This window comes from Micromonospora arborensis (genome assembly GCF_003205615.1).
Classification (GTDB): Bacteria; Actinomycetota; Actinomycetes; order Mycobacteriales; family Micromonosporaceae; genus Micromonospora; species Micromonospora arborensis.
In genome coordinates this window covers 14,363-39,264 of record NZ_PYBV01000034.1, presented here as the reverse complement: position 1 = coordinate 39,264, position 24,902 = coordinate 14,363, and the positions used below count along the sequence as shown (strand labels likewise).

Sequence of the window (24,902 nt, the reverse complement as noted above, 5' to 3'; positions counted from 1 at the left end):
CCCAGCCCGGCCTCAGCCCCGGTCCCGGCCGAGCCCGGCCCCAGCCCCAACCCCAACCCCAACCCCGATCGATCATGGAGTTGTGGTGGGCATTACCTCCACATACGCCCCTTTTGCCGGGCACCACAACTCCATGGTCGACCCAGGGCAGGGCGACCGGGGCGGGGGCGCTCGTCCCGCGCGTGCCCCGTACTGACCAGCCGGTCGTGATCGACTCCATGTCGGCGACATGGCGGCATCCCAGCGGCCGGAAAGCGCAATATCGGCGATATGGAGTGGATCATGCGCCGGCTTCAGCGGGCCGGGTCGCGAGGAGACCCGCAAGACGGGACGAAACGGTCTAGGGGCGTTCTCGGGGGTTAGGAAGCTTGTTCGGCTATCAGTTCTTCGTCGTCCATTGCGCCGGTCGGGTGGAAGCCAAGGGACGTGTAGAGGGCGGCGGCCGGGAGGTTGTCCGGGTGGTACGAGAGGCGGACCGGGGGCTTGCCGTCCTTGGCACCCAGCCAGGCTGCCAGGGTCCGCACTGTCGCTCTGCCTACGCCACGGTTCTGCTCGGCTGCGTCGATCAGCATGCCACCGATCCAGTGCGAACCGTCGTCGTCCACGCCCCACATGACGTGGCCGACGACGGTCTCGTCGGCGTACACGGCGAGTGAGGTCCACACCTCGGAGCGGGTGCTGACCAGCAGGTAGCGGGCACCCAGCGCGGCCACGAACCGCCGCTGGTCGTCACGCGGGGCGACATCAGCCACCGCACGCCAGTTGTCGTCGTCAACCGGGCGCAGGGTGACCGGCCGCCCGAGACGGTCCAGGTGTCCACTATCGATCATGGCGGCAGCGTAGGAGGGACCCGGCCAGCCGGCGACCCGGTTCCGCCCGGCCTCCCGCCACGGCGAGGCCAGGCGACCACCGGTGCAACGCCCACCGGCACGGCGACCAGCTCGCGAGCGCCGCCGCAGGCGCGGTCAGTCGAGCAGTGCGTCCAGGCCGACGGTGAGGCCGGGGCGGTTGCGCACCGCACGGACGGCCAGCAGGACGCCCGGCATGAACGACGCCCGATCGTACGAGTCGTGCCGGATGGTCAGGGTCTCCCCGGTGGCGCCGAAGAGCACCTCCTGGTGGGCGACGAGCCCGGTGGCACGCACCGCGTGGACGCGTACCCCGTCGATGTCGGCGCCGCGCGCGCCCGGCACCTCGTCCTTGGTGGCGTCCGGCACCGGGCCGAGGCCGGCCTCGGCGCGGGCCCGGGCGATCTGCCGCGCGGTGTGCGTGGCGGTGCCACTGGGGGCGTCCAGCTTGGCCGGGTGGTGCTGCTCGATGATCTCGACGGACTCGAAGTGTCGGGCGGCCCGCGCGGCGAACTGCATCATCAGCACCGCGCCGATGCCGAAGTTCGGGGCGATCACCACGCCCACCTCGGGCTTGTGGGCCAGCCACTCGCGCACCTGCTCCAGCCGCTGCTCGCTGAAGCCCGTCGTGCCGACAACGGCGCTGATGCCCTGGTCGATGCACCACCGCAGGTTGTCCATGACCACGTCCGGCGTGGTGAAATCGACGACCACCTGGGCGTTGGCGGCGGCGGAGCGGTCGTCACCCTGGTCGATCGCGGCGACCAGCTCGACGCCGTCGGCGGCTTCGACCGCCTTGCAGACCTCGATGCCCATCCGGCCTCGGGCGCCCAGCACGCCGACCCGCAACGATCCGGCCGGGGTCTTCTCCTGCTCGTCAGTCACGCGGCACAACCTATCCCAATCGGGACGTGCCCTTCCGGCCGGATCCGGTGCGCTCCACCGGCCGGGACGCCCCGACCGGGGCGCCGTCGACCGCGCCGCGCGGCGAACCTCAGACCGTGAAGTCGCCCTCGCCGAACGGGCCGACCACGGCCAGCGACATGGGCCGGCTGAGCAGTTCGGCAGCGAGGGTGTTCACGTCCGCGACGGTGACCTCGTCGACCCGGCGGAGCAGTTCGTCCACCGGCATCAGATCACCGTAGAGCAGCTCGCCCTTGGCCAACCGGCTCATCCGGGAGCCGGTGTCCTCCAGGCCGAGCACGAACGAGCCCTTGCTCATCCCCTTGCCCCGGGCGACCTCGGCTTCGGTCAACCCGTCGGCGGCCACCCGGGCCAGTTCGGCGCGGGTCAGGGCCAGCACCTCGTCGACCTTGCCCGGCGCGCAGCCGGCGTAGACGGCGAACAGGCCGGTGTCGGCGTACTGGCTGGCGTAGGAGTAGACCGAGTACGCCAGGCCGCGCTGCTCGCGGATCTCCTGGAACAGGCGGCTGGACATGCCACCGCCGAGCACGTTGTTGAGCACCCCGAGGGCGAAGCGCCGATCGTCGAGCCGGTCGATGCCGGGGCAGCCGAGGATGACGTGCGCCTGCTCGGTCTCCTTCGGCTCCACCAGGGTGGTCGCCGGCTTGGTGCGTACCGCCGGGGTTGCCGCCCGGTGCGGCGCCGGCGTCGCCGGGTCGCTGTCCAGTGGGGTGCCACGGACCGCCTGGCGGACCAGCTTGACCACCGCGGCGTGATCGAGGTTGCCGGCGGCGGCGATGACGATCTGCGGCGCGGTGTAGCGGCCGCGGTAGAAGCTCTGGATCTGCTTGCGGGTCATCGGCGTGACGGTCTCGGCGGTGCCGGAGATCAGCCGACCCAGCGGGTGGTCGCCGTAGACGGCCTGGACGAAGAGGTCGTGCACCTCGTCACCGGGCTCGTCGTCGTGCATGGCGATCTCTTCCAGGATCACGCCACGCTCGGTCTCGACGTCGGCCGGCTCGATCAGCGAATCGGCGACCAGGTCGCACATCACGTCGATCGCCAGCGGCAGATCCTCGTCCAGCACGCGGGCGTAGTAGCAGGTGTATTCCTTCGTGGTGAAGGCGTTGGTCTCGCCGCCCACGGCCTCGATCTGCGAGGAGATCTCCAGCGCGGTGCGCTTGTTGGTGCCCTTGAACAGCAGGTGTTCGAGGAAGTGCGCGGCACCGGCCTGCGGGCCGGTCTCGTCACGCGAGCCGACCGCCACCCAGATGCCGAACGAGACGCTGCGCATCGCCGGAATCGCCTCGGTGAGGACGCGCAGGCCGCTGGGCAGCACGGTACGTCGTACCGTGCCACCCAGCGGGTCGTCGCTGAGCGTCCGGGTCACCGCGCGGGCGGTGCCGCCGGAGCGGCCCGTCCCATTCCCCGGGGACGCAGCCACCCCCCGTCGATCCGGTGGAAACGGCGCGCTGAAGGCCCGACTCACGTGGTGCTCCCGGTTCGACGAGGGGTGGGTGATGCGATGTACGAGGATCAGCTGTGCCGGGTCCGGCGGCGCGGACGCTCGCCGCCCTCGCCACCCTCGCCGCCGCCGCCGTTGCCGCCCTCGCCGCCGCGCTCCGGGCCACGTGCGCCCCGGTCGCCGCCGCGCTCGCGGTCACCGCGGTCACGCGGGCCACGGTCGCCCCGGTCCCGACCAGCCGGCCGGTCGCCACCGGCGGCCTCGCCGGCGGCCGGCGCCTCGGCGCCCTCCGGGCGGACCTTGTCCAGGTAGATCTTGCCGCGGGCGTCGATGTCCGCGATCTCGACCTCGACGCGGTCGCCGACGTTGAGGAAGTCCTCAACGCGCTCGACGCGCTTGCCGTCGCCCACCTTGGAGATGTGCAGCAGGCCGTCGCGGCCCGGCAGCAGGGAGATGAACGCGCCGAACGCGGCGGTCTTGACCACCGTGCCGAGGAAGCGCTCACCCTGCTTGGGCAGGGTCGGGTTGGCGATCCCGTTGATCCGGTCGACGGCCGCCTGGGCCGACGGGCCGTTGGTGGCGCCGACGTAGATCGTGCCGTCGTCCTCGATGGAGATCTCGGCGCCGGTCTCGTCCTGGATCGCGTTGATGGTCTGACCCTTCGGGCCGATTACCATGCCGATCTTGTCCACCGGGATCTTGACGGTGGTGACCCGCGGGGCGTAGTCCGACATCTCGGCCGGAGCCTCGATCGCCGCCTTCATGACCCCGAGGATGATCTGCCGGGCCTCGTTCGCCTGCTGCAGTGCGGCAGCCAGCACGTCCGACGGGATGCCGTTGAGCTTGGTGTCGAGCTGGAGCGCGGTGACGAACTCCGGCGTGCCGGCGACCTTGAAGTCCATGTCACCGAACGCGTCCTCGGCACCGAGGATGTCGGTCAGCGTCACGTACTGGGTCTTGCCGTCCACCTCGTCGGAGATGAGCCCCATCGCGATGCCGGCGACCGGCGCCTTCAGCGGGACACCCGCGGAGAGCAGGCCCAGCGTCGACGCGCAGACCGAACCCATCGAGGTGGAGCCGTTGGAGCCGAGCGCCTCGGAGACCTGCCGGATGGCGTACGGGAACTCCTCGCGCGACGGCAGCACCGGGATCAGCGCACGCTCGGCGAGAGCACCGTGGCCGATCTCGCGACGCTTCGGCGAGCCGACCCGGCCGGTCTCACCGGTCGAGTACGGCGGGAAGTTGTAGTTGTGCATGTAGCGCTTGCGGTTCTCGGGGGACAGCGTGTCCACCATCTGCTCCATGCGGAGCATGTTCAGAGTGGTGACGCCCAGGATCTGGGTCTCGCCCCGCTCGAACAGCGCCGAACCGTGCACCCGGGGCAGCACGCCGACCTCGGCGGTCAGCGCCCGGATGTCGCGCGGGCCGCGCCCGTCCATGCGGACCTGCTCGCGCAGCACGCGGTTGCGCACCTCGGACTTGGTCAGCGACCGGAAGGCAGCGCTGAGCTCCTTCTCCCGGCCCTCGAACTGGGCACCCAGCTCCTCGGCGACGCGGGCCTTGACCCGGTCCAGGGCCTCCTCGCGGTCGGCCTTGCCGGCGATGGTGATCGCCTCGGCCACCTCGCCACGGGCCAGGTCGGCCACGGCGGCGAACACGTCGTCCTGGTAGTCCAGGAAGACCGGGAACTCGGTGACCGGCTTGGCGGCGACCTCGGCCAGCTCGCTCTGCGCGCGGCACAGCTCACGGATCGCCGGCTTGGCGGCCTCCAGGCCGCTGGCCACGATCTCCTCGGTCGGGGCGGTGGCACCGGCCGAGATCAGGGCGACGGCGTTCGGGGTGGCCTCGGCCTCGACCATCATGATCGCGACGTCGCCGTCCTCGAGCGTGCGGCCGGCCACGACCATGTCGAAGGTGGCCCGGGCCAGCTCCTCCAGGGTCGGGAAGGCAACCCACTGGCCGTCGATGTGGGCGACGCGGGTCGCACCGATCGGGCCGGAGAACGGCAGGCCGGAGAGCTTGGTCGACATCGAGGCCGCGTTGATCGCCACGACGTCGTACGGGTGCTGCGGGTCGAGCGCGAGGATGGTCTCGACGACCTGGACCTCGTTGCGCAGGCCCTTGACGAAGGACGGGCGCAGCGGCCGGTCGATCAGCCGGCAGGTGAGGATCGCGTCCTCGCTGGGCCGGCCCTCACGGCGGAAGAACGAGCCGGGGATGCGGCCGGCGGCGTACATCCGCTCCTCGACGTCGACGGTCAGCGGGAAGAAGTCGAACTGCTCCTTCGGGTGCTTACCGGCGGTCGTGGCGGAGAGAACGACCGTCTCGCCCAGCTGGGCGATGACGGAACCGGCGGCCTGGCGAGCCAGCCGACCGGTGGAGAAGGTGATCTCGCGGGTGCCGAAGGCCCCGTTGTCGATCACGGCGGTACGGGATTCGGTGCCGAGTTTGGTCTCGGTCATGTGCTGTCGTGCTCCTTCGCGTCGTGGGCCCACGACGTCGGGGAGCTGCTCAGCCGGCCGGTCTTCGATCGAAGCGCCCGGGTGGTCGGCAGAAATGCCGGGTTCCCGGGGGCCACTACCGGAGACCGGTACGCTGACCGGCTCCCTCTCGGGTGGTCGCGCGGCCCGTGTTCTTCAGGTGGGACGCCGTACGGGGGAGCGGCCGTCCGGCCACTCCCCCGTCACGTCACCGGCGCAGGCCGAGCCGCTCGATGAGCGACCGGTAGCGGGCAATGTCCTTCTTCTGGACGTAGTTGAGCAGCCGACGGCGCCGGCCGACCAGCAGCAGCAGACCACGACGGCTGTGGTGGTCGTGCTTGTGCACCTTCAGGTGCTCGGTCAGCTCGGCGATCCGCTTGGTGAGGACCGCGACCTGAACCTCCGGCGAACCGGTGTCGCCCTCGGCGGTCGCGTACTCCGCGCGGATGCTGGCCTTGGCTTCTTGATCGAGCGCCATGTTCTCCCTGTTTCGGTGGGTTGATCAGTAAATGTCCGTCGTCCCGGTGGACCGGGAACGGACCGGTACCTCGCACCCGCGGCGTCGAGCAGGCACGCGAGGCCCCACGCCGGTCACCCGACGTCTCGGCAAGACTACCAGCACTCACCGGTAACACCCGGCCAAGGGCCTCGGCGGGGCCACGTCACCCCGCGACGATCAGGCCAGAGCGCTCCGGGCACGCGCGACGTCCTGGTTCATCTGGGCGATCAACGGCTCGATCGAGTCGTACCGGATCTGGCCGCGCAGGTGCGCCACGAAGTCCAGGGCAAGTCGCTCGCCGTAGAGGTCGCCGGAGAAGTCGAGCGCGTACGCCTCCACCCGCCGCTCCCGGCCGGAGAAGGTCGGGTTGGTGCCCACCGACACCGCCGCCATCAGCGGTTCGTGCTGCCCACGGCGGATCAGTCGGGCGGCGTACACCCCGTCGGCCGGGACCGCCGCGTACCGGTGGCAGAGCAGGTTGGCGGTGGGGAAGCCCAGCTCCCGTCCCCGCTGGTCGCCGCGGACCACCACGCCCTCCAGCCGGTGTGGGCGGCCCAGTGCGGCGGCGGCCGCGCCGACGTCACCCGCGTCGACGCAGGAGCGGATGTACGTGGAGGAGAAGACAGTGCCGTCCTCGGCGACCAGCGGGCTGCCCTCCACGCCGAAGCCGAAGGTCTGACCGAGCCGCTCCAACAACGCCACGTCGCCGGCGGCCCGGTGCCCGAAGCGGAAGTTGCCGCCGACCACCACCAACGCGGCGTGCAGGTGCTCGACCAGGATGTCGTGCACGAACTGCTCGGCCGTCAGCCGGGAGAACTCCGGGGAGAACGGCACCACGCAGAGTACGTCCACACCGAGCGCCTCGATCAGCTCCGCCTTGCGGGCCGGCTCGGTGAGCACCGCCGGATGCGAACCGGGGCGAACCACCTCGGCCGGGTGCGGGTCGAAGGTGACCACCACCGACTGCACACCCAACTCCCGGGCTCGGGCCACGGCGTGCCCGATGGTCGCCTGGTGCCCCTTGTGTACGCCGTCGAAGACGCCGATGGTGACGACCGAGCGCCCCCACCCACCGGGCGCCGCGTCGTACCCCCGCCACCGCTGCATGCCGTTCCTCCCCTGCTGTCCCACCGGCCGGCGGGTCGACTCCGTCGGCCACGGGCCGACGGACCTACGCCCCCACCGTCAGGCCGGGGCGAGCACGATCTCCGCGCGGGCCCGTCCGTCCCGCTCGCTGACGATAGCGATCAGGCCGCCCGCCGGTCCGAAGACGGCGTACGGCCCGGTGCGGCCGGTCGGGTCGAGCGGTCCGCCGTGGGCGAGCACCCGGGCCTCGTCGGGCGTGGCCTCCCGGCGGGCGAAGAACCGGTCGGCCGCCGCGTCCAGCGGCAGGTTCACCACGTCCGGGGCGCGTTGCTCCAACTCGTCGAGGGTCGCCGCCTCGGCGAGGGTGAAGCCACCCACCGCGGTCCGCCGCAACGCCGTCAGGTGCCCACCGACGCCGAGCGCCAGGCCGGCGTCCCGGGCGATGGCCCGGATGTACGTGCCGGAGGAGCAGGTCACGTCGACGTCCACGTCCACCACGTCCGGCTCGGTGCGGCGGATGGCCAGCACCTCCAACCGGGAGATGGTGACCCGCCGTGCGGGCAGTTCGACGCTCTCCCCGTCGCGGACCCGCTTGTACGCCCGCTGCCCGTCGATCTTGATGGCGCTGACCGCGCTCGGCACCTGGTCGACCTCGCCGCGCAGTGCGCCCAGCGCCGACCGGATCGCCTCGTCGGTGATCTGACCGGTCGGCGTGGTGGCGATCACGTCGCCCTCGGCGTCGTCGGTGACCGTGGCCTGACCGAGCCGGATGGTGCCGGTGTAGCTCTTGCCCGCGCCGATGACGTAGGTCAACAGGCGGGTGGCCCGGCCCACACCGATCACCAGCACGCCGGTGGCCATCGGGTCGAGGGTGCCGCCGTGCCCGACCCGGCGGGTCTTCGCCAACCGGCGGATCCGCGCCACCACGTCGTGCGACGTCATGCCGCCGGGCTTGTCGACCACGATCAGACCATCGGTGCTCACGTCGGCCAAGCCTGCCAGATGGCCCGTACCCGGGAGTGCCTGGGCACGCCCGGCGTGACCCGAGCCTCCGCCCTGCGGGGTGAGCGGCTTTGTCGGGACGAGGCGTCGATCAGGCGGTTTGTCAGGCAGGGGCATCCGGCCGACCCTACGGGTGCGAAGATCATCCGCCCGTTGACGTCGACCCAAGATCGGACCGCCGATGAGCCCCGACCGCCGTCCGGCCCATCAGCACCGCGTGCGGGTCGACCTGCCGGAGTGGATGCGGCATCCGGCGCGGAGGCGACGGACCCCGGCGCGCTACGTCGACGACCTGATCGAGAGCTGGCCGGCGCTGCGGACCGTGCGCCGGGCCGTGTGGCACTGGCGCGACCGGACCCGGTGGAGCGAATCGCATCCGAACCTCGTCGCCGTGCTGTCGTTCGTCGTGGCCGCCGTCCTCGGGACCGCGTTGGTGACCGGCGCCTACTACCTGCTTGCGCTGGCCACCAGCGGCGAATACTGACGGAGGAACGATGGAACACACGTCGCCGAACGAGCCCACGCCGAAGGACCCGGTCGAGCCGCCACCGGCCGCGGTCGCGCAGGTCAACCCGGTGCAGCTACCGGAGTGGATGCGGTCCTCGCAGACCGAGCACCAACCCACCGGATGGGACCGCGTCCGCTTCTTCTCGGCCCGGCACAACGGGGCACTGCTGGTCGGCCTCGGGCTGGTGCTGGCGCTGCTGATGGTCGTCGGCGGCGTGGTGCTTGTCGGCCGGATCACCGGTGGCGGCGGCGCGTCCGCCTCGGCGAGCCCCACAGCGAGCCCGACGCCACCGCTGAGCAGGGTCGGCGAGCCACGGGACCTGTTCGCCGGGTCGCCGGCGGCCTCCTTCGCGCCAGCCGAGGAGGCCGTGCGGATGCCGGCGGCCAAGGGGACCGGGCCGTTCACCGAGACCCAGGTGCGGACCGCGCTGGAATCGGTGCGCAAGGCACTGGTCGAGAGCCGGATCGACATCTCGATGTTCATGGGCGACCCGGAGCCGTTCCTCGCGTTGCTCGCCCCGGACACCCGCGAGCAGATCCGGGCGGACTTCTCCAACAACAGCTTCCTGCGGTACGCGACCCGGATGGCGTCGCCGTCGGAGTGGGAGCCTGGTGCCCGCGCCGACGGCCGGATCAGTTACCGGGCCACCAAGGCGAACGGCATCCGGGTACTGGAGGTCTCCACGGAGTTCGTCTGGGCGTACCCGTTCGACGTGGACCTGCGGGCACCCGCCGGCGCCAGCGTGGTGGCGCTGCGCGACCGCGTGGTGTGGCAGGTGCCGCACCCGGACGACGTGCCGGCCTCCGCCCGAGGCCTCTGGATCACCTCGGCAGATGCCGTGACCTGGAACGCGGACTGTGACGCGCTGCGGGACGGTTGGGTACACGAGCAGTTCTGGGTGGCCGACGTGCACCGGGACCGGATTCCCGCGGGTGACCCGGGCACGATCTTCGACCTCGACGCGCCCGCGCCGACGACCACGCGCTGCTGACCGGCGGGGCGGCGGCGTCAGCGGACCGCGCCGGTCACCGCCCAGCTGCCGTTACGCAGGCGCAGCAGCAGCGCGACCAGTCGGATCACCACGAACAGGGTGAGCCCGGCCCAGATGCCGCCCAGCCCGAGATCCAACCAGTACGTCAGCCAGATGGCCGGCAGGAAGCCGCCGAACGCCGCCACGATGGTGAGGTTGCGCAGGTACCGAACGTCGCCGGCGCCGATCAGCACACCGTCGAGGGCGAACACCACTCCGCCCAGCGGCAGCATGACGACGAACCACGGCCAGGCCACCATGGCCTGCTCGCGTACCGCCGCATCGGAGCTGAACCACGACGGCACGACGCCGGCGCCGGCGGCGACGAGCAGCGCGAAGCCGACGCCGCAGACGCCGCCGAGCAGCCCGATCCGGCGGGCGAGCGCCCGGGCGGCCGCGTCGTCGCCGGCGCCGAGCGCGGCGCCGACCAGCGATTGCGCGGCGATGGCCAGCGCGTCGAGCACCAGCGCGGCGAAGAACCAGAGCTGCAGGGCGATCTGGTGGGCCCCGACGGCGGCGGCGCCGAAGCGGGCGGCGACGGCGGTCGCGGAGAGGAAGCTGGCCTGGAACGCCAGCCCCCGGATCAGCAGGTCCCGGCTGAGCACCAACTGCTGGCGGATCACGCGGGGCCGGGGCCGCAGCGACACCCGCTCGGCGACCAACGCGGCGGCGAAGAGCACCCCGCAGAGCGTCTGCGCGACGACGTTGGCCACCGCCGAACCGACCAGGCCCAGGCCACCGGGGTAGACCAGCAGCGGGCAGAGCAGCGCGGAGAGCACATTGGGGCCGAGCACGAAGAACAACGGGCGGCGAGTGTCCTGCACACCGCGCAACCAGCCGTTGCCGGCGGCGGCGAGCAGCAGACCGGGGGCGCCGAGGGCCGCGATCCGCAGCCAGTGCGCGGCGGCGTCGGCCACGTCGCCACCACCGCCGGCGAGGGTACGCGCGAGCGCGCCCGCGCCGAACTGCATCCCGATCGCGACCAGCAGACCGACACCGAACGCCAGCCAGGACGACTGGACGCCCTCGGCCACCGCGGCCGCCCGGTCGCCTGCGCCGAAGCGGCGGGCCGCGCGCCCGGTCGTGCCGTACGCGACGACGGTGCCGACCCAGGCGGTGAGCGTCAGCACCGTGCCGCCGACGGCGAGCGCGGCGAGCGGCACCCGGCCGAGGTGACCGACCACGGCCGTGTCGACAAGCACGTAGAGCGGCTCGGCGGCGAGCACCACGAGGGCCGGTAGGGCGAGGCTGGCGATCCGGCGAGGCGAGGCGGATCGCTGGGCGGCAGCGGTGGCGGTGTGGCTCATCGCCGCCGATCCTGGCACGAGCGCGGTAAGGATCGCAATCCCGCCGAGGGCTTACTCCCGTCGGTGGGTGGCGGTCAACCGCGGACTTGGCCTACTGACGGGTGTCCATCGAGGTCTGCAGGGCGCGGCGAGCCTGCTCACGGGCGTCGTCGGTGCTGGTCTCGGGCTTGGGCTTGTTCGGCATGGTGGCGCTCCTTCCAGGGCGCGAGCCGCCGACACGCGGCGACCCTCGCGGGCGGTCGTGCTGAGCGCCCCACGGCGGTCCGGGGTTACCGGAGCAGCCGGCTGGGCAACGTGAGCCCGGGTCGGTCCGACCCTGGAGGGAGGCGGCACGAGGTGTGGCACCACCACCCATGACCTGCACCGCCACGCGGCACCGGCCCGTCTCCCAAGTTATCGTTCAGGTCCACATGCTGCTTCCGGTTCCCGCCATTTGGACAGGTGGCGACCCGGCTCAACGGGCCAAAAAGTGCCACCCCAGCCACCACCAGAACCCGAACAGACCGATCCGGCCCACCGGCACCGGGCCGACCTCATAGCGCATCACGTACGCGCAGACCTCACCCAGGGTGGGGATCCGGGAGCCCTCCCGCCGGGCCATCCACTCCACCAACGCGAAGAGGGCCAGCGCGGTGAGGAAACCGCCTATCGCGAGCGCTCGCATCATCGCCGCACCAGCCCCCAGAAGGCGGCCAGCCAGGCGAACCACGCCGCCGACCGGGTCAGGTGATCCTCCAGGAGAGGGTCGGCCAGCCGGGAGAAGGTGGGGAAGTCGTCACCAACCGCCAGCACGAAGGTCACGCCCTCGAAGACCCCGAAGACCACCACCGGCACCGCCCACCAGACCGCCCCGGCGCCCAGGCGACGCGGCGCCGGTCGGCGGGGCACCCGATTGCTCAGACCGAGCCAGATCAGCACCCCACCGGTGCCGAGGGTGAACAAATTCGCCTCGGTGGAGAACGAGACGAACCGACCACCGACGAGCGACAGACAGACGAGGACGGGAACGGAGACGGCGGGCCGGTCCCAGGCGCGGGGGGCCTCCACGGTGAGGTCGTGCGGCTGCTCCATCCCGCAATTCTTCCCGGTCTCACGGAGCGCGGGAAGACCAACACTCCCCGGAACTGACCCTGATCTTCCGGGCCAACCGATCGACGGCGGCGATTCGATTCGCCGGTGTCAGCCGCGGGGGTGGATCAGTGCCGCGTCCAGTTGGCCGCGAATCGACTCGACCACCTGCTCGGCGCTGCCCCGACCGGTGAAACCGGCCGCGAACCGGTGACCACCACCGCCCAGCGTGACCGCGACCCGGCTGACGTCCACCGCGCCCTTGCTGCGCATCGACACCGCCCACTCGCCGGGCGTGGTCTGCTTCAACACACAGCTCACATCCGCCTCGGCGGTGCACCGTACCGAATCGATCAACGCCTCCAGCACGTACGGCCTCTGGTCGTGCCGGGCCAGGTCGTCCAGGGTGGCGAAGGTCCAGACCAACCCTCGGCCGTCAGCAGCGGCCGGCTCCAACTGTGCCCGCCCGAGCACCTCACCGAAGAGGCGAACCGCGCCGAAGGGCCGGGTGTCGAAGACCCGCCGGGAGATGTCACCGGGCGAGATGCCGGTCGCCAGCAACCGGGCGGCCAACTGGTGGACCGCCGGCGTGGTCGCCTCGAACCGGAACGAACCAGTGTCCGTGGTCAGCGCCACGTAGAGGCACTCGGCGATGGCCGGATCCACCACCACCCCGAGCCGGGCCAGCAACTGCTCGGCCACCACCGACGTCGCCGCGGCACCCGGGTCGACCAGGTTGACCGTGCCGAAGCCGGCGTTGGAGGCGTGGTGATCGAGCACCAGCGCCGCCGGAGCGGTCGACAACCGCCCGGCCAGCTCACCGAGGCGTGACTCGCTCGCCGCGTCGAAGCAGATCACCAGATCAGGTGCCGGATCCGCGGCGCTCGCCGGGACCAGCAGGTCCAGCCCGGGCAGCCCGCGGAACGGCTCGGGCACCTCCGGCGGCCCGGGAAAAGTTGCCTGCACCTCGCGTACGCCGAACTGCCGCAGACCCAGACCGAAGCCGAGCATGCTGCCCAGCGCGTCGCCGTCCGGGTTGACGTGACAGATCAGCAGCACCCGACCGCTCGGCGGGAGAGCCCGCACCAGCGCCTCGGCCGCAGCCCAGTCCGTCTCGACGGGGCCGGCCCCGGCCGCCCCGGCGAGCGGGACACGGGCGGTGCTGGTCACCGCGTTTCCCCACCCCGCGGGGTGTCCTTGACGTCGGTGGCCTCGTCGGCCTCCTCCGTCTCATCGGCCTCATCCGTCTCGTCATCCACCCGGTACGGCTGCGGTTCACCCGCGTACTTCGCCTGGGCGGCGAGCCGCTGCACCTCGGCGTCGGCGTTGCGCGCGGCGGCGAGCAGGTCGTCGATGTGCTTGACCTGGTCCTGCACGTCGTCCAGGACGAACGTGAGCGTCGGCGAATGCCGCAACCCGAGCGCCTTGCCGACCGTGCTGCGCAACAGCCCCTTGGCGCTCTCCAGCGCCGCGGCGGTGTCCGCCTGGGCCACCGCGTCACCGAGCACGGTGTAGAAGACCGTCGCGTCACGCAGGTCCGCGGTGATCCGGGCGTCGGTGATGGTGATCATCCCGAGCCGCGGGTCCTTGATCTGGCTCCGCACCACCGACGCGACCAGCTCACGCACCCGTTCCGCGTGCCGGCGTACCTTGGCCGGATCAGACATCTCGCCACCTCCACGGCGTCCTGCTCCCGGTCGACCCGGCGACCCGGAGGCCGCCGGCCGACCGGCCAACATCTCGAACACTACCTTCGCGGCCGCACCGGTCGCCCGGCACAGCCGGCACCGTGGTCAGTCGTCGTCCACGCCGTACAGCCGGCGCCGCACCGACAACAACTCGACCTCGGGGCGGCCGGCCACCAGACGCTCACAGGAGTCGAGCACCTCGCGGACGTGCCCCGTCTCGGCGGCCACCACGGCCACCGCTATCTGCGCTCGACCATGCAGGTCGAGCGCCCCCACCTCGGCGGCCGACACCTCGAAGCGGCGTAGCGCCGCCACGATCGGCCGTACATATGATCTCTTGGCTTTGAGCGACCGGGAGTCACCCGGCAGCAGCAGGTCGAAGACCGCGGTTCCGGTAAACATCGCCCCGGACGATACCGCCAACCCGCCCCGCATGATCAAGGGGTTTACGCCGTTCGGCGTAAACCCCTTGATCAGCGTGTCACTGCCGGATCAGGCGCGAACCTTCTCCCGCATCTCGAAGGTCTCGATGACGTCGCCGACCTGGACGTTGTTGTAACCACCCAGGGTCAGACCACACTCGAAGCCCTCGCGGACCTCGGTGGCGTCGTCCTTGAACCGCTTGAGCGAGGTGATCGTGAGGTTGTCCGCCACGACCGTCCCGTCCCGAAGCAGTCGAGCCTTCGCGTTGCGTCGGATGATGCCCGACCGGACGATGCAACCGGAGATGTTGCCGATCTTGGACGAGCGGAAGACGTCGCGGATCTCCGCGCTGCCCAGCTCGACCTCCTCGTACTCCGGCTTGAGCAGGCCCTTGAGCGCTGCCTCGATCTCCTCGATGGCCTGGTAGATGACGGTGTAATACCGGATCTCCACGCCCTCGCGGTCGGCCATCTCACGGACCTTGTTCGAGGCCCGCACGTTGAAGCCGATGATCGTGACCGGCTCGGACGAGGCACTCGCGAGCATGACGTTGCTCTCGGTGATCGCGCCGACACCCCGGTCGAGGACCTTGAGCTGGACCTCCTCGGGAATGTCGAGGTTGAACAGCGCGTCCTCCAGGGCCTCCACCGAACCAGAGACATCGCCCTTGAGGATGAGGTTGAGCGACGTCTTCTCGCCCTCCTTGAGCTGCTCCATGAGCGTCTCAAGAGTGGCCCGACCACGGGAGTTGGCGAATGCCGCCGCCCGCCGCCGCGCCTGCCGCTGCTCGGCGATCTGCCGCACCGTGCGGTCGTCCGCCGCGGCGAGGAACGTGTCACCCGCACCGGGCGGCGCGGTCAGACCCAGAACCATGACCGGACGGGCCGGCCCAGCCTCGGAGAGCTGGTTGCCGTTCTCGTCGAGCATGGCCCGGACCCGGCCGTGCGCCCCGCCGGCGACGATCGAGTCGCCCGCCCGCAGGGTGCCCTTCTGCACGAGCACCGTCGCCACCGCACCGCGACCCTTGTCCAGGTGCGCCTCGATGGCCACACCCTGCGCCGGCCCGTCGATCGGAGCGGTCAGCTCCAGCGACGCGTCGGCGGTCAGCAGGACAGCCTCGAGCAACTCCTCGATGCCGATGCCCGGCTTGGCTGCCACGTTGACGAACATGGTCTCGCCGCCGTACTCCTCGGCGACCAGGCCGTACTCGGTGAGCTGCTGGCGGACCTTGTCCGGGTTCGCGTCGGGCTTGTCGACCTTGTTGACCGCGACCACGATCGGCACATCGGCCGCCTTGGCGTGGTTCAACGCCTCGATGGTCTGCGGCATCACGCCGTCGTCGGCCGCGACCACCAGGATCACGATGTCCGTCACCTGGGCACCACGAGCACGCATGGCGGTGAACGCCTCGTGACCCGGGGTGTCGATGAAGGTCACCGCGCGGTCCACACCATCGTGCGGAACGTGCACCTGGTACGCACCGATGTGCTGGGTGATGCCACCCGCCTCACCGGCAACGACGTTCGCCTTACGGATCGCGTCGAGCAGCTTGGTCTTACCGTGGTCGACGTGACCCATGACGGTCACCACCGGCGCACGGCTGACCAGACGCTCCTCGGCCACCTCCGCGTCGAGGTCGATGTTGAACTGCGCGAGCAGCTCGCGGTCCTCGTCCTCCGGGCTGACGATCTGGATGTCGAAGCCCAGGTGCTCACCCAGCAGCTGCAGGGTGTCGTCAGAGCAGGACTGGGTCGCGGTGACCATCTCGCCCAGGTTGAACATCTCCTGGACCAGCGAACCCGGGTTGGCGTTGATCTTGTCGGCGAAGTCGGACAGCGAGGCGCCACGGGAGAGCCGGACGACCTGACCCTGACCCCGGGGAGCACCCGAGCTCATGGTCGGAGCCGACAGGTTGTCGAACTCCTGTCTGCGCTGCTTCTTGGACTTGCGACCGCGCGTCGGCCGGCCACCCGGACGCCCGAAGGCACCCGCGGCGCCGCCGCCACGGCCACGACCGCCCGCACCCGGACGACCGCCGCCACCGGACGGAGCACCCGGACGGAAACCGCCACCGGGGGCACCGCCACCGCCGCCGGGACCGCCACGGTAGCCACCGCCACCGCCGGCACCCGCGCCGCCACCAGGGCCGCCGCGGTAACCGCCACCGCCGCCGGCGCCACCGCCGGGACCGCCACGGAAACCACCGCCGCCACCGCCGGGACGACCAGCGCCACCGCCACCGGGGCGACCAGCGCCACCGGGACCGGGACGACCGGCAGCCGGACGCTGACTCGGCATGGACGCCGGGCTGGGCCGCGGCGGCATGGAGTTCGGGCTCGGCCGCGGCGGCATACCCGCCGGGGTGTTGGGCCGGGGGCCACCCGCACCGGCGGCCGGGGGCCGCTGCTGCTGCTGGCCACCCTGGATGCCGAACGGGTTGTTACCGGCGCCGCGCGCCGGCGGGCGACCGCCCGGCCGGGCACCCGGACCCGGTGCCGGCGTGCTCGGACGAGCTGCCGGTGAACCGGGACGAGGGGGCATCGCGGCGGGACCCGGCCGAGGGCCGGGGCCGGGACGGTTGCCGTCTGCCGGAGGCTCCCGGCGAACGGGGTTGTCCCGCTGCTGCTGGCGGGCGGCCTGCGCGGCCTTGACCGCGGCCTCCTGCTCAGCCTTCAGCGCGGCGGCACGCGCCTCCGCGGCCGCCACCTCGATGTCGTGGGCACTCGCCGGCTTGGCGACCGGGGCCGCCGGTTGCGGCGCGGCGGGCACCGGACCCTTCGGCTTCGGACCGGGTGCCGGCGCGGCCGGCCGCCGAGGCGGCATCGGCTTGGCCGAGACCCGGGGCGCGCCCGGGGTCGGGGACAGCGTCGGGGTCGGATTCGAAGCCGGCGTCGACGCGGGCGCCGACGGGGCGGCCGGTGCCGGAGCACCGGCGGACGCGACGAATGCGTTACGCAGCCGCCGGGCGACGGGCGCCTCGACGGTGCTGGACGCGGACTTCACGAACTCGCCCATTTCCTTCAACTTGGCGAGAACGGTCTTACTCTCGACCCCGAGCTCTTTTGCAAGCTCGTGTACGCGGGCCTTGCCTGCCACTGCACTCCTCACTCCGAGGTCGTGCGGGCAGCACCCGCAGCGACCTCACTCGTGCACTTGAAGCCTGGTCATTTCAGGGACTTCATCGTGTGCTCATGTCGGTCGTCCTACCCTGCTAGCGACCCTCGCCCGGTCGGGCTGACCGGACGTAGTGGTTGGCGCATCGACGTGCTCTGCCAGCAAACCGTGGTCGAGGACCTCGGTGATGCGCAGCGCGCGCCCGAAGGCGCGGCGACGCACCGCCAGCGCGAAGCAGGCCGGATCCGGGTGCATGTTCGCTCCCCGACCCGGCAGCCTGCGGCGCGGATCAGGCCGGAGACTGAGACCAGCCTCGTCCCGGACCGCGATGATCCGCAGCAATTCGCTGGCCGGCGCACGTTGCCGGCAACCCACACAGGTGCGTTCCGGCATTGCGCGTCGTACCACTGGAGGAAGTCTACCCCTAGCTGCCCGAGATCGCGCCGCCCGGCTCCCGCACGTGATCAGCTGCCTCCCGCGCGGCCGGGGCGGTTTGCTCCGCGTCGGACCGAATGTCGATCCGCCAACCGGTCAATCGCGCCGCCAGTCGGGCATTCTGCCCCTCCCGGCCGATCGCGAGCGAAAGCTGGAAGTCCGGAACGGTCACCCGGGCGGCTCGACCGGCCAGGTCGACCACCTCGACCCGCAACGCCTTGGCCGGCGACAACGCGTTGCCGACGAAGGTGGCCGGGTCGTCCGACCAGTCGATGATGTCGATCTTCTCACCGTGCAGCTCACTCATCACGGCGCGCACCCGCTGGCCCATCGGGCCGATGCAGGCGCCCTTGGCGTTCACTCCGGGGGTGGTGGAGCGGACGGCGATCTTCGTGCGGTGACCTGCCTCACGGGCGATCGCGCCGATCTCCACCGTGCCGTCGGCGATCTCCGGCACCTCCAGCGCGAACAGCTTCTTGACCAGCGCCGGGTGCGACCGGGACAGGGTGATCTGCGGCCCGCGCATGCCCTTGGCGACGTGCACCACGACGCAGCGGACCCGCTCGCCGTGCGCGTACCGCTCGCCGGGCACCTGCTCGGACTGCGGCAGCACGCCCTCCAGCTTGCCGAGGTCGACGCTGACGATGCCCTTCTCGGTACGCGTCTCGTGCGCCTGCACCACGCCGGTGACCAGGTCGCCCTCGCGACCCACGTACTCACCGAAGTGCACCTCGTCGGTGGCCTCCCGCAGGCGCTGGAGGATCACCTGCTTGGCGGTCATGGCGGCGATCCGACCGAAGTCGTGCGGGGTGTCGTCCCACTCCCGCACCAGGCTGCCGTCGGAGTCCATCTCCTGCGCGTACACCAGGGCGGCGCCCGACTTGCGGTCGATCTCCACCCGGGCGTGCGGTTCGGCGCCGTCGGTGTGCCGGTAGGCGGTCAGCAGCGCGGTTTCGATCGCCGCGAGAATCGTGTCGAACGGGATCTCCCGCTCGCGCTCGAGTGCGCGCAGCGCCGCGAGGTCGATGTTCACCTCTCCTCGTCCTCCACATCATCTTCGTCGTCGATGTCGTCTGAATCGTCGATCTCGTCTGAATCGTCCGCGTCGTCGAACTCTTCGTCCGGCTCGCCGAGTTCGGCGAGCCGGGTGAACTCGACCTGCACGCGGCCCGGGCCGAGCTGGGCGTACGCCAGGGAAGCCCGGCCGCTCTCGGTCTCCAGCTGCACGCCCTCGTCGTCGGCCGCGACCACCCGGCCGGTCAGCTGGCGGTCACCGGCGGGCTGCTCGCCACGCTGGCCGGGCAACGCGGCAGCGCCCCGGACAGTGACCTTGACCAGCCGGCTCACGTTGCGCCGCCAGTGGCGGGGCAGGGTGAGTGGCCGGTCGACGCCCGGTGAGCTGACCTCGAGCTGATACTCCCCGGCGACGATGTCGCCACCGGTCTCCTCCGCAGCGTCCAGCGCGGTCGACACCGCGCGGGAGACGTCCGCGACGGCGTCCAGGTCGATCCCGCCGTCGGCGTCCACCAGCACCCGCACCACGTGTCGTCGGCCGGCCCGGGAAACCGTCAGGTCCTCCAGGTCGTAGCCGGCGTCGTTGACCACCGGCTCGATCACGGTCCGCAGCCGGGCTCGCCGCGCGGCGAGGTCACCGCCGCGGGGGCCCGCGCCATCACGGGGTCTACCTGTCGACCTGGTGGCACGGCCACGCTGCGTCATCTCCGCACCTCTCCCTGGTCGACGGCGTTCGGTCGTCCCGCCATGCCGGCACGCCACCGGAGCGGACGCGCCGGTGGCTGCGCAGAGCGTAACGCGCCTGCCCGGCGGCGGACCGGGCGGCGCACCGACGTCGGTGGCCCCCACGCCGGCGCGGATGGTGTTGACTTGCCCGGTGGGGACCGGCAGAACGACACAGCGCGACCAAGCATCCGGACATTCCCGGCGAAAGCTCCTGCGCGCCGGGGCGCTACTGGCACTCGGCGGTGCCGCAGCGCCGCTGACCGGCTGTGATCTTTTCGACCGTGACGACCAACCAGCGCCACCACCGGACCCGCTACGGCCGATGGTCGACGAGGCGCTCGGGCTGGCCGCCGCGTACAAGGCGAGCGCGACCGCGCATCCGGACCTGGCCGACCGGCTCGGCCCGATCGCCGAGGCGCACACCGCGCACGCCACCGAGTTGGCCCGGGTGATCGGTGTCGCCCTACCGTCGACGGTCGCCGCCGCCCCCACCGACCCGGCCAACGACCCGGCCGGCGCGCTCGCCGCCCTGCGCCGGCTCGAGAAGACCGCCCAGCAGTCCGCCACCGCCGCCTGCGCGGCGGCGCCCGCGGAACGGGCCGCACTGCTCGGGTCGATCACCGCGGCCCGAGCCACCCACCAGGAGGCACTGAAGTGAGGCAGCCGTCCGCCGGGGAGGCGCTGTCCGCCGCCCTGTCCGCCGAGTACGCGGCCATCTACGCCTACGGGCGGATCGGTGTCCGGCTCACCGGGGCGCCGCGGGACGCCGCACGCCAGGCGGAGGCCGCCCATCGCAACCGGCGCGACACGCTGGTGGTGCAGTTGAGTACGGCCGGTGGCGTCGTGCCGCCGGACCGCGCCGGGTACGCGCTGCCGTTCCCGGTCACCGACCGGGCCAGCGCACTACGGCTCGCCGCGGAGGTGGAGGAGCGCACGGCCGCGCACTGGCGGGCGGCTCTGGCGTCCACCACCGGCGCCGACCGGGACCAGGCCCTGGCCGCCCTGGTCGAGTACGCGGTACGGGCCACCCGGTGGCGCAAGACGGCCGGGCTGACCCCGCTGACTGTCCCGTTTCCCGGTCGACCGACCTGAACCGGCCCGCTCCGGTTGCGATACGCATACCAGGTATGCATACTCCGTTGCCATGTCCATCCGTCACGGGTTGCTCGCCCTGCTCGAACGCGGCCAGATGTACGGCTACCAGCTACGGGCCGCGTTCGAGGAGTCGACCGGCTCGACCTGGCCGCTGAACATCGGGCAGGTCTACACCACGCTGTCCCGGTTGGAACGGGACGGTCTGGTGCGCCCGCTGCCGGAGAGCGAGGCCGGGCAGCGCCCGTACGAGATCACCGACGCCGGCCGGGCCGACCTGACGCTCTGGTTCACCACCCCGGTCAGCCGTACCGACCGGCCCCGCGACGAACTGGCGATCAAGCTGGCGCTGGCGCTGACCACCCCCGGAGTGGACGTCCGCTCGGTGGTGCAGGCCCAGCGCAGCGCGACGATCCGGGCTCTGCAGGAGCTGACCCGGTTGAAGTACGGCAGCGACCGACCGCAGGACCTCCCCTGGCGCCTGGTGCTGGACTCGATGGTGTTCCAGGCCGAGGCTGAGGTGCGCTGGTTGGACCACTGCGAGACCAGCCTGGTCCGGCACCAGCCCAGTGACCCGGCGCCTCCCCCTCCCCTCCCGGCGGACGCCGACGCGAGTCATGCGGCGCGATGGGCCGGCGAGGAGGCACGACGGTGAGCGGATCGGACGACGCGGTGCTGGAACTACGCGCCGTCCACCGCACCCACGGGGCCGGACCGGCGGCGGTGCAGGCGTTGCGCGGCGTCAGCCTGGTGGTTCGGCCCGGCGAGCTGGTCGCCGTGATGGGCCCGTCCGGCTCCGGCAAGTCGACGTTACTGGCCCTCGCCGGAGGGCTGGACCGCCCGACCAGCGGCGAGGTCCGGGTCGAGGGGCAACCGCTGGGGGAACTGGACCGGCGCGGGCTGGCCCAGCTGCGCCGCCGCCGGATCGGCTACATCTTCCAGCAACTCAACCTGCTGGGCAGCCTCAGCGCAGTGGAGAACGTGGCGCTCCCACTGGAGCTCGACGGCGCCAGCGGACGCCGGGCCCGCGCGCTGGCCATGGCGGCGCTCACCGAGGTGGGCCTGCCCGCACTGGGTGACCGCTTTCCCGACCAGCTCTCCGGCGGGCAGCAGCAGCGGGTGGCCATCGCCCGCGCGCTGGTGGGCGAGCGCCGGCTGGTGCTCGCCGACGAACCCACCGGGGCTCTGGACTCGCAGACCGGTGAGGCGGTGCTGCACCTCCTGCGCCGCCGGATCGACGCGGGTGCCGCCGGGGTGCTGGTGACGCACGAGGCGCGACATGCCGGCTGGGCCGATCGGGTGGTGTTCCTCCGCGACGGCGTGCTGGTCGACACGACGGCGCCCCTGGGGAGCGTCGAGCAGCTGCTGTCCGGCAGCGAGCGGTGACCACCCGCCGTACGATGCGGGACCCTGGCCGGGTCGACACCGGTGTGGCACGGCCGATCGTGGCACCCGCCCACCGCGGCCGGCGGCGGATCGCCGAGCTGGCCGGCTCCTGGCGGGCGGCGTTACGAATCGCTCGGCGGGAGTCCCGCCGGGCCATGCGACGAACCGCCCTGGTGCTCGCGATGATCGCCCTGCCGGTGGCCGCGCTGGCGTTCCTGGCGGTCAGCTACGACATGGCCGAGCTGACCCCGCAGGAACGCCTGGACCGCCGCCTCGGGGTGGCCGACGCCGAACTGCGCTGGATCGCCGACACCCCGGTGGGGCAGGACGAGTGGGGCGAGGGTTGGTACACGCGAGAGGGCGAGCGGCAACCCACTGCTCCGGCCACCGCCGCTCAGGTGACCGCGCTGCTCGGACCGGGCAGCCGGGTCACCGAGGTTCGCACCGACCTCCCGCTGACCCTGCGGGGTCCACACCGCGACGAGGACGTCGAAGGGCGGGTGCTGGACCTCAGCGACCCGTTGGCCCGCGGGCTCGTGCGGTTCCGGGCCGGTCGGGCGCCCCAGCAACCCGGCGAGGTCGCGGTGAGCCCCGCGGCGCTACGCCGCCTGGACCTGCGCCTCGGTCACGCCGTGGCCCTCGCGGACGGGAGCCGGGCGTACACCGTGGTCGGGGTGGTCGAGTTCCCCGACTATCTCGGCACGGTGGTGGCGCTGCACCCGGGGGCCGCGCCCTCGACCGGTCCCGGGACGGAGAGCAGTTGGCTGGCGGACGTGCCCGGCACCGTCGATGCCGCACTGGTGTCCCGACTCAACGACCGGGGGGTGGTGGTGGCCGCGCGCCCTCCGGCCGACTCGACGTCGGAGCGGACGAGGACGTGGCTCGGCTCCATCGACCCGAGCGGCAACGATCTGAGCACCGGCGTGCTGATCGCCGGCCTCGGGCTGCTGGAGGTGGTACTGCTGGTCGGGCCGGCCTTCGCGGTCGGCGTCCGTCGTCGACGCCGGGATCTGGCGCTCGTCGCGGTGGCCGGTGGGGACGCCGCCCAGCTTCGTCGGGTCGTGCTGGCGGACGGTGTGGTGCTGGGTGTGCTGGGCGCCGCCGCCGGCCTGCTGGTCGGCGGCGGCGCGGCGTTCGTCGGTCGTCCGCTGGTGGAGCAGTACGTCTACGGCGCCCGCTTCGGTGGGTACCGCTGCTGGCCGGCCGCGCTGGTGCTGCTCGGCGGGGTCGCGGTGCTGGCCGGGGTGCTCGCCGCGCTGGCACCGGCGTGGACCGCCGCACGGCAGGACGTCAGCGCCGGGCTCGCCGGGCGACGCACCCCACCGGTGTCCCGGATCCGGTGGTTGGCCTTCGGGCTGTCGCTGGTGGCCGGTGGGGCGGGGCTGGCGGCGTTCGGGGCCGCCCGCACCTCCTCGGCGGTGATCCTCACCGGCCTGATCCTCGGCGAGTTGGGCCTGGTGTGCTGCACACCCACGCTGATCGGCGCACTTGCCCGGCTCGGTCGCGTGTTGCCGTTGGCGCCGCGCATCGCGTTGCGCGACGCCAGCCGCAACCGGGCGTCCGCCGCGCCCGCCATCTGCGCCGTGATGGCCGCCGTCGCCAGCAGCGTGGCGCTCGGCGGGTTCCTGGCCAGCGACGACGCCCGCGACTCGCGCGCCTACCGGCCGATGCTGCCGGCGGGTCATGTGCTGGTCCACCTTCACGATCCGGCCCGGCAGCCCACGCTGGCCCAGGTCGCCACCGCAGCCCGGGACCAGTTGGGTACGGACGCGATCGCCCCACTGCACGCGGTCAGGTGCGCGCCGCCCGGCATGGGCTACTGCGACGTCGCGCCGGCGCTGCCGCCGGAGCAGACCTGCCCCTGGCAGCCCGGGGACAACCTCTCCGCGGCGCACCGGCGGCAGGCTCGGGCCGACCCGCGCTGCCGGGCCCATGCGACGGACTACTACGGCGGCTACGTGCAGACCGGGGTGGACGACGGGGGCGCGCTGCCACTGCTCACCGGCGCGGACCCGGCCGCCACCGCCGCCGCCACGGCGGTGCTGCGCGCCGGGGGCGTGGTGGTGACCGACCCGCGCTACCTGCACGACGGCCTGGTGACCGTACGGGTGAACCAGGTGGATCCCGGGACGGACCGGCCAACCGCTGCCGCCGACCTTCCCGGGTACGCGCTGCCGGAACCGATCGGCCAGGCGCAACTGTTGCTCTCCCCGGCGGCAGCCCGGCAACTCGGCCTGACCTGGTCACCTTCCGGCTGGGTGATCGGCACCTCGACACCGCCGGACCGGCATCGACAGGAGCGGTTCGTCGCCGCGTTGCGGAACGTCGGCACGGTCTCGTTGAGCGTGGAGTACGGCGGTGGCCCCCGCGACATCTCGCCACTGCTCCTGCTGCTCGCGGCGGCCGCCGGGGTGATCACGCTGGGTGCGGCCGGGATCGCCACCGCGCTCGCTGCCGCCGAGGGACGCGCCGAGCTGACCACTCTCGCGGCCGTCGGCGCGGCACCGGCGGTACGCCGAATGCTGGCGATCTGCCAGGCCGGGGTCATCGCCGGACTGGGTTCGGTGCTCGGCATCGTGGCCGGGCTGGGCACCGCCGCGATCGTGTTGTTCTCGGTCAACCGGCAGTACGCGACCAGCTGGCCGGTACCCGATCCGTACCCGTTTCTGGTGCCGTGGCCCGCGCTCGGGGTCCTGGTGCTGGTGCCGGTGGTGTCGATGCTCGGGGCGGGCCTGTTCACCCGCGCCCGACTGCCGATCGAGCGGCAGCTCGATTGACGTCGCCGGCGTTCGTCAGCGAGTGGCCCGCGCCGTCGGCTGGCTAGGCTG

Annotated in this window: 24 protein-coding genes; 7 read left to right on the top strand and 17 right to left on the bottom strand. The window is 72.3% G+C overall.

Going from position 1 to position 24,902, the window contains the following annotated elements; all coding sequences use genetic code 11:
* Positions 1 to 359: 359 nt before the first annotated feature.
* From C7C45_RS24945 to truB, 7 genes are all read right to left on the bottom strand, one after another.
* Positions 360 to 830: a GNAT family N-acetyltransferase gene (locus C7C45_RS24945; RefSeq protein ID WP_110566142.1), complete on the bottom strand. Its 471-nt coding sequence runs from the start codon at positions 828 to 830 to the stop codon at positions 360 to 362.
* 135 nt (positions 831 to 965) lie between these two features.
* Positions 966 to 1,733, bottom strand: coding sequence for a 4-hydroxy-tetrahydrodipicolinate reductase (gene dapB / locus C7C45_RS24940; RefSeq protein WP_110566141.1), 768 nt, complete (start codon positions 1,731 to 1,733; stop codon positions 966 to 968).
* Positions 1,734 to 1,842: 109 nt separating this feature from the next.
* On the bottom strand, positions 1,843 to 3,240 hold the full coding sequence (locus tag C7C45_RS24935) for a M16 family metallopeptidase (protein ID WP_110566140.1): 1,398 nt from the start codon (positions 3,238 to 3,240) through the stop codon (positions 1,843 to 1,845).
* Between the two features lie 47 nt (positions 3,241 to 3,287).
* The gene (locus tag C7C45_RS24930; protein WP_110566139.1) at positions 3,288 to 5,678 is read right to left on the bottom strand and encodes a polyribonucleotide nucleotidyltransferase; all 2,391 of its coding nucleotides are present in this window, start codon (positions 5,676 to 5,678) and stop codon (positions 3,288 to 3,290) included.
* A gap of 226 nt (positions 5,679 to 5,904) precedes the next feature.
* Positions 5,905 to 6,174, bottom strand: coding sequence for a 30S ribosomal protein S15 (rpsO, locus tag C7C45_RS24925; RefSeq protein WP_030337594.1), 270 nt, complete (start codon positions 6,172 to 6,174; stop codon positions 5,905 to 5,907).
* 198 nt (positions 6,175 to 6,372) lie between these two features.
* Positions 6,373 to 7,302: a bifunctional riboflavin kinase/FAD synthetase gene (locus C7C45_RS24920; protein ID WP_110566138.1), complete on the bottom strand. Its 930-nt coding sequence runs from the start codon at positions 7,300 to 7,302 to the stop codon at positions 6,373 to 6,375.
* A gap of 78 nt (positions 7,303 to 7,380) precedes the next feature.
* Positions 7,381 to 8,265, bottom strand: a complete 885-nt coding sequence (gene truB, locus C7C45_RS24915) for a tRNA pseudouridine(55) synthase TruB (RefSeq protein ID WP_110566137.1) — start codon at positions 8,263 to 8,265, stop codon at positions 7,381 to 7,383.
* Positions 8,266 to 8,464: 199 nt separating this feature from the next.
* Between truB and C7C45_RS24910 the strand changes: the two genes are divergently transcribed.
* Together C7C45_RS24910 and C7C45_RS24905 are read left to right on the top strand one after the other, a co-directional pair.
* Positions 8,465 to 8,767, top strand: coding sequence for a hypothetical protein (locus tag C7C45_RS24910; RefSeq protein WP_110566136.1), 303 nt, complete (start codon positions 8,465 to 8,467; stop codon positions 8,765 to 8,767).
* Between the two features lie 10 nt (positions 8,768 to 8,777).
* Positions 8,778 to 9,782, top strand: a complete 1,005-nt coding sequence (locus C7C45_RS24905; RefSeq protein WP_110566135.1) for a hypothetical protein — start codon at positions 8,778 to 8,780, stop codon at positions 9,780 to 9,782.
* Between the two features lie 17 nt (positions 9,783 to 9,799).
* Here the strand turns inward: C7C45_RS24905 and C7C45_RS24900 are convergent, their stop codons facing one another.
* The 10 genes from C7C45_RS24900 to rimP form a co-directional block, all read right to left on the bottom strand.
* A complete protein-coding gene (locus C7C45_RS24900; RefSeq protein ID WP_110566134.1) occupies positions 9,800 to 11,128 on the bottom strand; it encodes an MATE family efflux transporter in 1,329 nt (442 codons plus the stop codon).
* 454 nt (positions 11,129 to 11,582) lie between these two features.
* Complete coding sequence (locus C7C45_RS24895) at positions 11,583 to 11,792, bottom strand: DUF6186 family protein (protein ID WP_184188765.1); 210 nt, start codon at positions 11,790 to 11,792, stop codon at positions 11,583 to 11,585.
* A complete protein-coding gene (locus C7C45_RS24890) occupies positions 11,792 to 12,199 on the bottom strand; it encodes a hypothetical protein (RefSeq protein WP_110566132.1) in 408 nt (135 codons plus the stop codon). Before C7C45_RS24890 ends, C7C45_RS24895 begins: the two co-directional genes overlap by 1 nt.
* A 108-nt stretch (positions 12,200 to 12,307) precedes the next feature.
* Entirely contained in the window at positions 12,308 to 13,366 is a 1,059-nt protein-coding gene (locus tag C7C45_RS24885) for a DHH family phosphoesterase (RefSeq protein WP_110566131.1), read from the bottom strand.
* Complete coding sequence (gene rbfA, locus C7C45_RS24880; protein ID WP_110566130.1) at positions 13,363 to 13,863, bottom strand: 30S ribosome-binding factor RbfA; 501 nt, start codon at positions 13,861 to 13,863, stop codon at positions 13,363 to 13,365. Before rbfA ends, C7C45_RS24885 begins: the two co-directional genes overlap by 4 nt.
* A gap of 126 nt (positions 13,864 to 13,989) precedes the next feature.
* Complete coding sequence (locus C7C45_RS24875; RefSeq protein WP_110566129.1) at positions 13,990 to 14,286, bottom strand: DUF503 domain-containing protein; 297 nt, start codon at positions 14,284 to 14,286, stop codon at positions 13,990 to 13,992.
* Positions 14,287 to 14,376: 90 nt separating this feature from the next.
* On the bottom strand, positions 14,377 to 17,403 hold the full coding sequence (gene infB / locus C7C45_RS24870; protein ID WP_110566128.1) for a translation initiation factor IF-2: 3,027 nt from the start codon (positions 17,401 to 17,403) through the stop codon (positions 14,377 to 14,379).
* A gap of 93 nt (positions 17,404 to 17,496) precedes the next feature.
* Positions 17,497 to 17,829 carry a YlxR family protein gene (locus C7C45_RS24865; RefSeq protein WP_110566127.1) on the bottom strand — a complete coding sequence of 111 codons (333 nt, stop codon included), beginning with the start codon at positions 17,827 to 17,829 and terminating at the stop codon, positions 17,497 to 17,499.
* Between the two features lie 16 nt (positions 17,830 to 17,845).
* A complete protein-coding gene (nusA, locus tag C7C45_RS24860) occupies positions 17,846 to 18,889 on the bottom strand; it encodes a transcription termination factor NusA (RefSeq protein WP_110566126.1) in 1,044 nt (347 codons plus the stop codon).
* Positions 18,886 to 19,575 (bottom strand): ribosome maturation factor RimP, encoded by a 690-nt coding sequence (gene rimP, locus C7C45_RS24855; protein WP_110566125.1) that lies wholly within the window; start codon positions 19,573 to 19,575, stop codon positions 18,886 to 18,888. The genes nusA and rimP overlap by 4 nt, the downstream gene beginning before the upstream one ends.
* 154 nt (positions 19,576 to 19,729) lie before the next feature.
* On the opposite strand from rimP, the gene C7C45_RS24850 reads away from it, so the two are divergent.
* From C7C45_RS24850 to C7C45_RS24830, 5 genes are read left to right on the top strand one after another with little or no spacing between them, the layout of a single operon-like run.
* Positions 19,730 to 20,254: a hypothetical protein gene (locus tag C7C45_RS24850; protein WP_244200553.1), complete on the top strand. Its 525-nt coding sequence runs from the start codon at positions 19,730 to 19,732 to the stop codon at positions 20,252 to 20,254.
* Positions 20,251 to 20,688: a ferritin-like domain-containing protein gene (locus C7C45_RS24845; RefSeq protein WP_110566124.1), complete on the top strand. Its 438-nt coding sequence runs from the start codon at positions 20,251 to 20,253 to the stop codon at positions 20,686 to 20,688. Before C7C45_RS24850 ends, C7C45_RS24845 begins: the two co-directional genes overlap by 4 nt.
* Before the next feature lie 52 nt (positions 20,689 to 20,740).
* Positions 20,741 to 21,343: a PadR family transcriptional regulator gene (locus C7C45_RS24840; protein ID WP_110566123.1), complete on the top strand. Its 603-nt coding sequence runs from the start codon at positions 20,741 to 20,743 to the stop codon at positions 21,341 to 21,343.
* Complete coding sequence (locus C7C45_RS24835) at positions 21,340 to 22,074, top strand: ABC transporter ATP-binding protein (protein ID WP_244200551.1); 735 nt, start codon at positions 21,340 to 21,342, stop codon at positions 22,072 to 22,074. Before C7C45_RS24840 ends, C7C45_RS24835 begins: the two co-directional genes overlap by 4 nt.
* Positions 22,071 to 24,851, top strand: a complete 2,781-nt coding sequence (locus tag C7C45_RS24830; protein ID WP_244200550.1) for an FtsX-like permease family protein — start codon at positions 22,071 to 22,073, stop codon at positions 24,849 to 24,851. Before C7C45_RS24835 ends, C7C45_RS24830 begins: the two co-directional genes overlap by 4 nt.
* The last annotated feature ends 51 nt before the right edge of the window (positions 24,852 to 24,902 follow it).